The 12,285-nt window shown below is 51.7% G+C and carries 14 protein-coding genes; all 14 read right to left on the bottom strand.

Annotated elements, in window-relative coordinates:
- Positions 1-3: 3 nt before the first annotated feature.
- Positions 4-633, bottom strand: a complete 630-nt coding sequence (gene ruvA / locus ACFOLF_RS30305; RefSeq protein WP_210045669.1) for a Holliday junction branch migration protein RuvA — start codon at positions 631-633, stop codon at positions 4-6.
- Positions 630-1,133: a crossover junction endodeoxyribonuclease RuvC gene (gene ruvC, locus ACFOLF_RS30300; RefSeq protein ID WP_210045668.1), complete on the bottom strand. Its 504-nt coding sequence runs from the start codon at positions 1,131-1,133 to the stop codon at positions 630-632. The genes ruvA and ruvC overlap by 4 nt, the downstream gene beginning before the upstream one ends.
- Before the next feature lie 164 nt (positions 1,134-1,297).
- On the bottom strand, positions 1,298-2,002 hold the full coding sequence (locus tag ACFOLF_RS30295; protein ID WP_210045667.1) for a BofC C-terminal domain-containing protein: 705 nt from the start codon (positions 2,000-2,002) through the stop codon (positions 1,298-1,300).
- 198 nt (positions 2,003-2,200) lie between these two features.
- Entirely contained in the window at positions 2,201-3,853 is a 1,653-nt protein-coding gene (locus ACFOLF_RS30290) for a LysM peptidoglycan-binding domain-containing protein (protein ID WP_210045666.1), read from the bottom strand.
- A 167-nt stretch (positions 3,854-4,020) separates the two neighbouring features.
- The gene (gene ilvE / locus ACFOLF_RS30285; protein ID WP_210045665.1) at positions 4,021-4,902 is read right to left on the bottom strand and encodes a branched-chain-amino-acid transaminase; all 882 of its coding nucleotides are present in this window, start codon (positions 4,900-4,902) and stop codon (positions 4,021-4,023) included.
- Between the two features lie 25 nt (positions 4,903-4,927).
- Positions 4,928-5,794 (bottom strand): prephenate dehydratase, encoded by an 867-nt coding sequence (gene pheA / locus ACFOLF_RS30280; RefSeq protein ID WP_210045664.1) that lies wholly within the window; start codon positions 5,792-5,794, stop codon positions 4,928-4,930.
- Positions 5,791-6,771: a homoserine kinase gene (gene thrB, locus ACFOLF_RS30275; RefSeq protein ID WP_210045663.1), complete on the bottom strand. Its 981-nt coding sequence runs from the start codon at positions 6,769-6,771 to the stop codon at positions 5,791-5,793. Before thrB ends, pheA begins: the two co-directional genes overlap by 4 nt.
- Positions 6,772-6,939: 168 nt before the next feature.
- Complete coding sequence (locus ACFOLF_RS30270) at positions 6,940-8,226, bottom strand: homoserine dehydrogenase (RefSeq protein ID WP_210045662.1); 1,287 nt, start codon at positions 8,224-8,226, stop codon at positions 6,940-6,942.
- Between the two features lie 23 nt (positions 8,227-8,249).
- Entirely contained in the window at positions 8,250-8,687 is a 438-nt protein-coding gene (locus ACFOLF_RS30265) for an ACT domain-containing protein (protein ID WP_210045661.1), read from the bottom strand.
- Between the two features lie 356 nt (positions 8,688-9,043).
- Positions 9,044-10,366, bottom strand: coding sequence for a GTPase ObgE (gene obgE, locus ACFOLF_RS30260; protein ID WP_210045660.1), 1,323 nt, complete (start codon positions 10,364-10,366; stop codon positions 9,044-9,046).
- 14 nt (positions 10,367-10,380) lie between these two features.
- Positions 10,381-11,118 (bottom strand): Spo0B domain-containing protein, encoded by a 738-nt coding sequence (locus ACFOLF_RS30255; RefSeq protein ID WP_210045659.1) that lies wholly within the window; start codon positions 11,116-11,118, stop codon positions 10,381-10,383.
- A 117-nt stretch (positions 11,119-11,235) separates the two neighbouring features.
- Positions 11,236-11,550, bottom strand: coding sequence for a 50S ribosomal protein L27 (gene rpmA, locus ACFOLF_RS30250; RefSeq protein WP_210045658.1), 315 nt, complete (start codon positions 11,548-11,550; stop codon positions 11,236-11,238).
- Positions 11,551-11,567: 17 nt separating this feature from the next.
- Positions 11,568-11,906 (bottom strand): ribosomal-processing cysteine protease Prp, encoded by a 339-nt coding sequence (locus tag ACFOLF_RS30245; protein WP_210045657.1) that lies wholly within the window; start codon positions 11,904-11,906, stop codon positions 11,568-11,570.
- 14 nt (positions 11,907-11,920) lie between these two features.
- On the bottom strand, positions 11,921-12,232 hold the full coding sequence (gene rplU, locus ACFOLF_RS30240; RefSeq protein ID WP_210045656.1) for a 50S ribosomal protein L21: 312 nt from the start codon (positions 12,230-12,232) through the stop codon (positions 11,921-11,923).
- Positions 12,233-12,285: the final 53 nt, after the last annotated feature.

Raw genomic sequence — 12,285 nt, 5'->3', positions numbered from 1 at the left:
CCCTCAACCTTTAAACAACTGCTGCAGCGCTCTTTTCATAAGCGCGTCTACTGTCTCGTCCGGAACTGCCGTGCCTTGCAGCAAGGTCCAGGCCCTGTCAAGCTCAGCCGCCGTATAGCCCAACGCACCAAGAGCTTCACGTGCTTCCTGCCAAACCTTACCGCCTTCACCTGCACCTGCTGGAGCAAAGTCCTCTTCAAGCGACCAGCCTCCGTTAACGCCGAATCCCGGAGATACGGAAGCAAGCTTATCCTTCAAGTCCAGAATCATCCTCTGCGCCGTCTTCTTCCCGATTCCCGGCAGCTTCATCAGAAACGCTACATTCTCCTGCTGGATGGCGGCGATAATTGTCTCCGGTCTTCCTCCTGCGAGGATCCCCAATGCCACGCGCGGCCCGATTCCGGAAACCTCAAGGAGCCTGCGAAACATCGCCTGCTCCTCGCGGCTTTGAAACCCGAACAGCAGTATAGCATCCTCTCTGACATGATGATGGGTATAAACCGTTACACTCTCATCTCCTGCCGCAAACGCGTATGGATTGGGCGTATAGACACGGTATCCGATATCCCGGACATCAATAACCACATATTCAGCATCCAGATGAACAACGCGGCCTTTCACAAAATCGATCATCGGCGTGTCACCTCGTTAATTTTAGCGGTAAGCACGGATGAATGGGCATGGCAAATTCCGATGGCCAGCGCATCGGCAACATCATCCGGCTTCGGGATTGCGCTGAGCTTCAGCAGCATCTTGACCATCTCCTGCACCTGGCGCTTCTCCGCCTTCCCGTAACCCACAACCGCCTGCTTCACCTGCAGCGGTGTATATTCAGAAACCGGCAGTCCCCGCTGCGCGGCAGCCAGTATGATAACGCCGCGCGCCTGGCCAACCGCAAAGGCTGTTGTCACATTCCGGTTGAAGAAAAGCTTCTCGACCGCTACAGTATCCGGCTTATATTTGTCAAGGAGCGAGCAAGTCGACTCATACACCTGCAGTAACCGCTCTTCCTGGGGAGTATGCGCCTTGGTTTCAATGCAGCCATACTGGACGGGAACAAGTTTATGTCCTATTTTATCGATGAATCCGAATCCTACAATGGCGATTCCCGGATCGATTCCTAATACACGCAAGGCCTAATCTCTCCTCATGCCAGTCAATTGGCCTTTTTTGCCTACCTCCCATTATAACAAATGATAAGCGGAATGAGAACACGCGTTTTGTCTTTCACCGGAATCTTATATGCACACAAAAAAGGACATGCGGCAACCCACGCACGTCCTGCTTCACCTCTATTTCAATAAGTGGACTTCATGACCTTCTCGCTTTCGTCCAGCGCATAGTCGCTGAATGTGGACAACACGCTGTTGTATCCGTCCAGATCGCTTATCCGTATACCGTTCAATAATTCATCCATTCGCTCCTTGGGCAGACTGCTCTCCATGTAGTTAACATCAAGCTGAAAAAAGGTCCGCATGACTTTCTCTTTTTTCGGCGGCCCATCGAATAATGTGAGGTTGCCATCCTTGTCCATTCCAATATAGGCATGGCTTTTGCAATCTTCTGACAAGTCATCCATCCTCTGCTCCATTACAACCGAACTGTTTTCACCTATAACCGCCGTCCATTCAGGGTGTTGCTTAAGCATCCCAAGAACGGCTCGGGCATCCGCTGTTCCAAGTGAAGACGTCTCCTCACCGCATATATACGTCCGATGCAGCCAAACCTTCACCTGCCCCTGATGCTCAGCCAGAAGCTTGATGACACTGCTGCTGGCAGCAGGAGAGGATTCACTCTCTCCATGCATCTCCGGCAGCATTCGGGAGACATCGACCCAGGCTATGTTCATGGAGCTGCTGCTATCCTGAAGGCTAGCAGCATAAACGTCTTCAGATAGTGCCGATATACTAACTAGGACGAGCATAGAGCCAAGCGTCCACAAGGATCGGCGGCGGCGGCGGATTCTCTTCTTCAACTGCTTCCACAGGCTGAATTCCATCATGGAGGAACTCCCCTTTTAACTTTTCTGCTAGTATTCCTCCATTGTTCAGGAAATATGCGCCTTGGAACATTGTGAAACAAAAGCCCTGATAGAATGAAGAAGACGGACCGGACATGACATTTTTCACTTCGGAAGCAGTTAGTAAAAGACTCTCCCCTGTCCAACGAGGACCGGAGAGAGCCATATATTTAAATTCAATTATCGGTTAATCCATGGGTAGGAGCCGCGGTTTTTCTGTCTTTGCTGGGTCTGTGCCTTACGGGATACCCGGACTGCTGGCTTGGCAGCGGGCTTGCGGATTTTAGCCACCTTGGCCGGCTGGCTTTGCTCGACGCTCTCATTTATTTCGGCCTGCTCCTCCTCATCGCGGTCATGGCAGCCGCAGTTGCAGGGCTTTTTGCCGGAACCGGTGGTCTGCTGGGCTGCCACCTGGCCATTTCCGACATAATTATAGCTCGGATAAGGTGATTCCGCCTGGCTTAGCGTTGCAGACGGATAACCTCCATATGGCCCCATCATCGCCGGAGACACGGCCGTTTGATCATAATGACCGTAGCCCCCTCCTTGCGGCATCATCATTGCCGGAGATACGGCCGTTTGATCATACTGCCCATAGCCGCCTCCTTGCGGCATCATCATTGCCGGAGATACGGCCGTTTGATCATACTGCCCATAGCCGCCTCCTTGCGGCATCATCATTGCCGGAGACACGGCCGTTTGATCATACTGCCCATAGCCGCCTCCTTGCGGCATCATCATTGCCGGAGATACGGCCGTTTGATCATACTGCCCGTAGCCCCCTCCTTGCGGCATCATCATTGCCGGAGACACGGCCGTTTGATCATACTGCCCGTAGCCCCCTCCTTGCGGCATCATCATTGCCGGAGATACCATTTCGTTCTCCATCCCGTAACCGCTCATCGGTCCGTAGGGCATTGGCGCCGGAGCTCCCCAAGGCAGTGTTGATGAGCCCATCACCTGCCCAGGCGGACACCAATTAGCCGGCCCCATCTCAGCGGGACTCACAGCGGTTGGCATTGAATAGCCATAGCCTCCGGACATTGCCGGAGAAGTCATTGGATGGCCATAGCCTCCGGACATTGCCGGGGAAGTCATAGGATAGCCGTATCCATGAGTTTGCATTGCCGGCGAGACATTCTCCGGCATATTAGGCATATCATACAATGACATTACCTCGGTAGCCGGCACTCCGTATTGTTGAAACAAATCGATATGCTTCTCGTATTCGACATGGATCGGGTACGTTTTCGGCTTCTCCATCACTGGCACAACAGGCATTGGAGCAGGAGCAGGCTCTGGAAGGGGCATGGGAACCGGTGTCGGGACAGGAGTTGGAACAGGCATCGTGCTCGGCTTTTGCCCAGTCGGCTTTTTGCCGATGAAGGGTGCCGTGGACATCTTCCCCATCAAACCCTGTACGCCTTGCATCACCGAAGATGGATGAAGCGGATGATGGCCTGCATCCTCATGATGCTCATCGTGCATATGCGGCATTTGACCCGGAGTGCTGGTCTTGGGAATGTTGACAATCTCACCCGTCAGCAGAACGTTCGGGTTTTTGAGCTGAGGATTGGCTTTAATCATATCGCTCAGCGGAACGCCCCAGGCTTTGGACAGCTTCCAAAGTGTATCCCCTTGTTTAACCTCATGCTGATGCATGATTTCCATGTCTTCCGGCTTCGATGCCGGGATTTTAATCTTCATTCCCACATCAATCATATCTACGTTTGTTATGGATGGATTAAGCTCAACAATGTCTTCCAAAGACACGCCATACTTTTGAGCGATCATATATAATGAATCGCCTTTTTTCACAATATGAATTTTCACTTGCCACTTACCTCCTGTCACGGTCTGTAGTTTATGGGCAGCGGCGAACGCCCATCCACCAATCCCTACATCCTATGCGAGAGATAGGCGGCTGCCACACTCTTTAGCAAAAAAAAATTGGCCCGTCGCGGGACAAAATCCCGCAGCAGGCCCTAATAAAACCATGATTACTCGTATACTTTTACGCCATCCACTTCAACAATCTTACGGAATTCTTCAAGCAAATGTGTTGTGATTGGGCCCGCTTTGCCGGAGCCGATCGTTCTGCCGTCCACCTCGCGCACAGCGATAACTTCAGCAGCCGTCCCTGTGAAAAACACCTCGTCGGCCACAAATACGTCATGAAGCGTGAACGGCTCTTCCTTAAGCTTATAGCCCAGTTTATCGCACAGCTCGATAATGGCTGCGCGGGTGATGCCTTCAAGCGCTCCGACATAGCAGGGCGGCGTGTACACGACACCTTTCTTAATAATAAAAATATTGTCGCTTGAACCTTCCGCCACATAGCCTTGGGCATTCAGCATGATTGCCTCGCCTACGCCTGCAAGATTAGCCTGGATTTTAACCAGAATATTATTGAGGTAATTGAGCGATTTGATCTTCGGATTGAGCGCATCCGGGATGTTGCGGCGCTGCGATACCGATACAGAGACAAGGCCGTCGCGGTATGCTTCAGGCGGGTAAATGGCCAGCTGTTCGACGATGATGATTACCCATGCGGTCGGGCAGCGGTTCGGATCAAGCCCCAGATTGCCGGGTCCGCGGGACACAACCAGCCGGATATACCCGTCGCGGAACTCATTGCGCCGGATTGTCTCGACCAAGGCTTGTTCCATTTCCTCATAGGAAAGGGGAATATCCAGCATTATGGATTTTGCCGAGTCGTACAGCCTGTCAAGATGCTCCTTGCATTTGAAAATATTGCCGTTATATATGCGAATCCCTTCAAATATTCCATCGCCATAAAGAAAGCCATGATCGTAAACCGATACCTTTGCATTTTCCTTAGTAACGAATTCTCCATTCAAATAAATAACTTGCTCTGCCATATGCGTGTGTGCACCTCCAGGAATATTAGCCTTCATATGTGAAACTGGGATAGCTGCCCAGCGTGCGGACCTGACAGCCAATTGCCTCAATCTCGCTGATTGCGGATGGAAGCAACACGGTATCCAATGACATTTCGATATCGATCAGAAAATAATAATTGCCCAGCTTTTTTTTCGTCGGGCGCGACTCGATGCGGGAAAGATTGATTTTGCGCCACGCGAAAGCCGACAGCACCTGATGAAGCGCACCAGGATAATCCTCGGGCAGCGTAATTAATATACTTGTTTTATATGCCTGCGATTGTCTGCTGGTCAACGGCTCCGGGCCTATAAGAAGAAATCGTGTAAAATTGTTGTCATGATCGGTTACGCCCCGCTCAAGCACATCAAGCCCGTTGTTCCATGCTGCCGTCGTCTGACCGATAGCCGCCCATCCGCTTAGCGGATTTTCCCTTACGATGCTTACCGCTTCAGCCGTGCTTCCCACATGCTCCAGTTCCGCATGCGGAAGATGCTTGCGCAGGTACTGCAGGCACTGCGCCATGGCAACAGGATGGCTCATTACCTTGGTAATCCGGTTGTAATCCAGGACTCCGTCTGCGCCGGAGAGCTCTGCCAGCGGCCCGATCAGATTCTGGATGGAAGGATATACCCACTCAGCCTGAATCGGCAGATTCACCTCATCAATCAGCCAATCGGTATGTAGGCTTACGGAGCCGTCAATCGTATTTTCTATTGGAATAATGCTGTAGTCGGTTGTCCCGTCGGCTGTGGCAAGAAAAACATCTCCAATAATCCGAAAGTACTTGTAATCAACCTCGACGCCGGAGAACAGATATCTCGCCGCCTCATCCGATGTTGATCCTTGTGTCAAACACGCAACTCGTATCATGCTCTTACTTCTCCTTTAATCCGCTCCAGCAGCGAGCCGCCGCTCTCTTCACCCTGCAGAATGGTTATTTCAGGGCCAGTCGCACATGGCTTAAGCCACATCGTCTCCGCCTTGATTCCTGCCCTGCCGAGTGTCTGAATGAGAAACTGCTCCAGTTCCGCCTTGCGCAGACTGTTAGTATCAACAAGAGTCAGCAGTGTCGGCCCCGCCCCGCTAAGAGCAGCTCCAAGAGCACCGTACTCTGTTGCCTTAATCAGTATTTCCTGCATTCCCGGAATTAGTGCGGCCCGGTAAGGCTGATGCAGCCGGTCCCGCATCGCATGCTTGATCAGCTCCAGCTTCCCGCTTGCCAATGCGGCGACGAGCAGCGAGCTGCTGCCGACATTGAAGACTGCATCTGCATGCGGTATGTGCGCGGGCAGCGCATGACGGGCTTTTTCCGTTGCTAGATGAAACGCCGGGATGGCTACCAGGACCTCAAGATCTCCATGCGGATCAAGGCGAACCTTCTCCGCCCGCTCTCCGTCCCAGGCCGAGACAACAATGCCGCCAAAAAGCGAAGCCCCGACATTATCGGGATGCCCTTCCAGCTTCGTCGCGATCTGGAACAGCCGGTCGTCCGTCAGCGGGAAGCCAACCAGGGCGTTGGCCGCCGTCAAGGCTCCGACGATAGCCGAAGCGCTGCTCCCAAGTCCTCTGGTAAGCGGAATATCGCTGTACATGGCGATGTGCAGCTCCGGAATCTCAATGTCTGCCTCTGCGAATACCAGCTGTGCTACTTTGTAAATCAGATTGGACTTATCCAGCGGAATGCCATCCAAGCCCTCGCCATGCAGTTCAATGACCGTCTTGCCGCTTCGGGGCAATGACATCTCCAGCCAGGAATAGAGGGAAAGCGCCATGCCCAGCGTGTCGAAACCTGGACCCAAATTGGCCGTGCTGGCAGGAACCTTAACGATTATTTTGCGATCAGTCATCGTACACCACATCCCAATCCGAGACTACAGGCAAATATTCTTTGCCGTTCTGAAGCAAACGAAGGTATCTCATGCGTGTCAATACTCCTTCAAAAAGGGTTATACATAGAGAAACGGCTTTGATGCCCCCTGGGCGGCAAAGTTAGTTTCCTTGCTTAAATGCCTGACTCAGCCTTCTACACGGTAAACGCTCCTGATGGTCTTAACCACATCCATACTTTCAAAGGATTCCAGCACCTTCAGAACTGCCGCTTTGCTGGCATCATGCGTAATAATGATGATTTCCGCTTCGGGTATGCTTGCATTGGGCTGCTGAAGCACCGATTCCAGACTGACCTCGCATTCTGCAAAGGCTTGCGTGATCTTCGCCAGAACGCCTGCGCGGTCATCGACATGCAGCAGCATAAAATACTTCGATGCAATCTGCTCATCGGTCTTGAGCTTCTTCTGCTTATAGGAGAGCAGCGCCTGTTTGCCGTTGACACCGAGCTTCAAATTCTTGATGACAGCCACCAGATCAGCCACAATCGATGTAGCCGTCGGCAGTTCTCCTGCTCCGGCGCCATAAAACATGGTTTCGCCGACGGCTTCGCCAAATACATAAACCGCGTTAAAGACGCCATTGACCGAAGCAAGCGGATGGGTATGCTTCACCATTGTCGGCTGCACGCTGACGCTGATAAAGTCATCCTGGCTCTCTGCAATTCCAAGCAGCTTCACCACATATCCAAGCCGGCCCGCATATAAAATATCCTCGCGGCTGACCGATGAAATTCCCTTCACATCCACATCTTCCAGTGCAATATTCGCACGAAAGCCAAGTGTCGAAAGAATGGTCATTTTGCGGGCCGCATCCAGCCCTTCGACATCTGATGTCGGATCCGCTTCGGCATAGCCAAGCTGCTGGGCTTCAGCCAGCGCTTCGGTATACGCAGTGCCCTCCTGCGTCATTTTGGTCAGGATGAAGTTGGTCGTTCCGTTGACAATCCCCATAATTTTTGTGATCCGGTCAGAAGAAAAACCCTCGACGAGCGTGCGGATGATCGGTATGCCTCCGGCGACGCTGGCTTCATAGAGCACATCGCATCCATGCTCCTGCGCTTTGGCCAGAATCTCGGGGCCATGCAGAGCCATCAGATCCTTATTGGCCGTAATGACATGCTTGCCCCTCGCCAATGCTTCGAGAATATAACCTTTGGTCAGTTCAATCCCGCCCATGACCTCGACAATAACGGAAATATCCGGATCATGAATAATATCCCAGGGATCCTCTGTAAGCTTGCCCGGATCAATATTCACCGCGCGGCTCTTATTCACATTTTGCACCAATATTTTATCAATAACGATCGGCGAACCCACCTGGCTCTGCAAATCCTCCTGATGTCCCTCGACGATCCGAACAACACCCGTTCCAACCGTTCCAAGACCAAGCAGTCCCACTTTTACCGGTTTCATGATTTCTCCTCCATCAACTCGTTCTATCCTTGTCCGATGACCGACGCTTTGCGGACGCCATCCTGTTCATGAATGGCTGTCATAAGCTCCGTCAGCGTCCCGCCCATCTGCGAAGTATCGACAGAAATTACTACATTGGCTAATCCTTGAAGCGGAATGCTCTGGTGAATCGTCAGCACATTGCCCTCCGAGCTTGCAACAAGACCAAGCACTTTGGACAAGACACCGGATCGGTGATCCAAATCCATGGAGATCGTGACGATCCGTTCACGTTCGAGCTGATTCAGCATATGAACGCCATCCTTGTACTTATAGAAGGCGCTTCTGCTCAGCCCGGCACGCTCTGTCGCTTCATGGACAGTAGCGGCCTCGCCGCGCTGGAGCATCTCTTTGACCTGAATCGTTTTGACAATCGCCTCAGGCAAAATGTCCTCTCGGACGATAAAATATCGTTCCGCCACTAACCGTCCTCCTAAGAAAGACATCTGTTCTTCTATAGTGGACATTATATCGAATATCCACCGAAGCGGCAATAGGCAATTCCATGAACACAATATTTCTATTATACCTGATTTGACAGAAGAGGGAAGCCTGAGGCTTAATGCTCCCGTATGTGTCTTCTTAAACAAGAAGAAACAACTTTGCCGTCCTCAGGGACAACGCTTCTTCCCCTAGAAACGTTGGCATAGTATAGACCTGAATTTAAATTTTCTTGTATTTCCAACAAAAATAAGACGGACCCGGCATATTATCCGGGTCCGTCTTATTCCTGTCCCACTTCATTTCTATGCCAAATCAGCCAGTGCGGGAGAAGCGTTTATTCGTAGAAATAATCGCTGCCTTCGAAGAACTCGAATGAGAAATCCCCGATCCGAACGGTGTCGCCGTCCTTCGCTCCGATTTTACGCAGCTCGGCGTCGACTCCCATTTTCCGCAGTGTGCGGGCGAACCGCATGACGGCATCATGCGTGTTCAAATTGACGCGCCTCATAAATTTCTCGATTGCTGCGCTCTCGACATAGAAGCCTTCGTTTTCCTTGCCGACGGTAAAGGACTCGTCTTCCTGCTGCTCCAGCGTATATACTTTACGCTCTGCTACATCCTTGACCTCTTCGATAAGCGGCATTTCCGGTACAGTTTCAAGCAGATCCGCGGCTTTGTAGAGCAGTTCCTGCACGCCCTGCTTGGTCAGAGAAGACATCGGAACGATCTCGTACTCCATCTCGCCGTCCAGCCCGCTCAACTGTTCTCGGAACAGCTCCAGCTGCTCCTGTGAATCCGGCATGTCCATCTTGTTGGCGGCAATGATTTGAGGACGTTTGGCCAGCAGCGGATTATACAGAGCCAGCTCTTCATTGATCTTATTCCAGTCCTCGAATGGATCTCTTCCTTCGGATCCAGACATATCGACCACGTGCACAATAACACGCGTCCGCTCCACATGTCTCAGAAAATCATGGCCCAGTCCCACACCTTCATGAGCTCCCTCAATCAAACCCGGCAGATCCGCCATGACGAAGCTCCTGCCGTCGCCGACTTCGACCACACCAAGATTCGGTGAAAGCGTTGTAAAATGGTACGCGCCGATCTTCGGCTTCGCCCCCGAAACGACCGAGAGCAGCGTAGACTTGCCTACACTCGGAAATCCGACCAGTCCAACATCCGCCATTACCTTCAACTCGAGAACGATCCAGCGCTCCTGGCCTTCTTCTCCGTTCTCGGCAAAATCCGGAGCCGGATTGCTTACGGTGGCAAACCGGCAGTTTCCCCGTCCGCCACGTCCGCCGCGCGCTACAACGACCTGCTGGCCGTGCTGGGTCATATCGGCGATAATTTCCTGGGTATCGTCATTAATAATAATCGTGCCTGGCGGTATCCGGACAATCATGTGCTCGGCATTGGCTCCATGCATGCTTTTTACTTTGCCGCGTTCGCCCTTCTCCGCCTTGAAATGCTTCTGATACCGGAAGTCCATCAGCGTCCGAAGCCCTTCATCCACGCGAAAAATCACATCGGCTCCCCGGCCTCCGTCTCCGCCGGCCGGTCCGCCCTCGGGAACATATTTCTCCCGGCGGTAGGATACGATACCGTTACCGCCGTCCCCGCCTTTTACAAAAATCTTTGCTTTGTCGACAAACATGCCCCAGCCTCCGTTTATTTCACAAGCTCCACATGGAGCACCAAATTGTCCGGTTCTATATCCGCTCCGGCTGCCCTCAGCGGCGAATCTGTCATCGCCCGTTTACATTTATGCTTCCATTCGTTTGTATCCTTCATTCCGCCGTCATAATGAAACGATGCGGTCATTGTATTCTCGTTCAGCGATAGATCGACCAGCAGCTTAGCCGCATCTCCGGAATCCGGTTTAACCGCGAGCCGGTACGCATCAATAATGTCCTGCATAGTCTGTGCCGCGCGATGACCGTCAATACCCAATTCCATGAAATTAAGGTCACCCTCAATATCAATATCCAGCTCCACCGCATTCGTCAGCGTTCGAAAGGACTGCAGAAAAGTGACAAGCGATGGAACGCCGAGCTTGGCGATCTTGCTCTCAGTCATCATTCGTTCTCTTATTTGCTCCACACATTGAACGGCCTTCTCGGCCTTCTGCATCCTGATATAGCCGTATAAAACCTGCAAATCATTCATCCAGTCATGACGATGATGATTCAAAGTTGTTATTGATAATGTCTGCTGTACATGAATCATCCGGGCTTCCCGTAACGCAAATTCTTTTCGTACACACCATGCCCAGACCGCTCCGGCCGCCACGAACCAAACAACGAAACCCGCTAAAAACCAAGGCTCAAACCGCCATGCGAGAACGGCAGCGGTTGGGATAATCAATGACGCGGCTGCATAATACTTGTTCCTGTTAAAGCGATTCATGGACCGATCCTACTTTCCTGTTCTCTCCTAGCCATTACCAGTATAGCATATGCTTCCAGGCGCCGCCTAAGGAAAAAAAGGAAGCCCCGGCCTGCGTGCAGACCGGGGCGAGCTTGATTATTGCGCTTCGACTGCCGCAGCTACCGGAGCAGCCTCGACCGAGTATACGCTAACTTTCTTACGTACACGTCCCCAGCGTTCAAACTTCACAACGCCTTCGATTAATGCGAATAATGTGTCATCTTTTCCGATCCCGACATTATTGCCCGGATGGATTTTGGTTCCGCGTTGACGGAACAAGATGCTGCCCGCCGTTACCAATTGACCGTCTGCGCGTTTGGCGCCCAAACGTTTCGATTGGCTGTCACGACCATTTCTTGTGGAACCTACACCCTTCTTCGATGCGAATAACTGAAGATTCAGTTTCAACATGGTTGTACCCTCCTTTGTTACCGAGTTAGTTGACGAATCTGAACGTACTTTCCGTAAGAGGTTACGATTGTGCTGAGCATAACAATCATCGATTCCAGCAGCAGCTGTACCCTTTCGTTCATAACGGGATCGCTCTGCTCCGGAATATCAGACTGCAGCCACCCATTGTCCATGGAAGCTGGAAGCTCCAGGCCCGCAAGCTCCTCAATCGCGTTGACTGTACCGACCGAAATGGCCGATACCCCGGCGCAAATGATATCTTTGCCTGGATTCTTAAACTTCGCATGTCCTTCAATCGCAAATGATACGATACGTGAATTCTCGGCGGAATGCCGCAAAATAGTGATCGTAATCATCCCTGCGCCCTCACTTAAGCCTTGATCGAGCCAATCGTTACTTTCGTATACGGCTGACGATGACCTTGCTTACGACGGTAGTTTTTCTTCGCCTTGTATTTGTAAACGATAATTTTTTGACCTTTGCCGTGTCTCTCAACTGTAGCTGTAACAGAAGCTCCAGCAACAACGGGAGTTCCGGTTACGAGACCATCTTTATTGGAAACAGCCAGTACGCGGTCGAACGTTACGCTCTCGCCATCACCGGCGTTCAATTTCTCGATGTAAAGAACATCGCCTTCTTGAACCTTGTATTGTTTACCACCCGTTTCAATAATCGCGAACATGTAGTGCACCTCCTTATTTTCGAAGACTCGCCTGATGCAGGTGCCTTCCGATT

This window comes from Paenibacillus sepulcri (genome assembly GCF_042647105.1).
In the GTDB taxonomy this organism is placed as follows: domain Bacteria; phylum Bacillota; class Bacilli; order Paenibacillales; family Paenibacillaceae; genus Paenibacillus_Z; species Paenibacillus_Z sepulcri.
The sequence above is the reverse complement of the archived record's forward strand: the minus strand, read 5'-3'. Positions and strand labels throughout refer to the sequence as shown.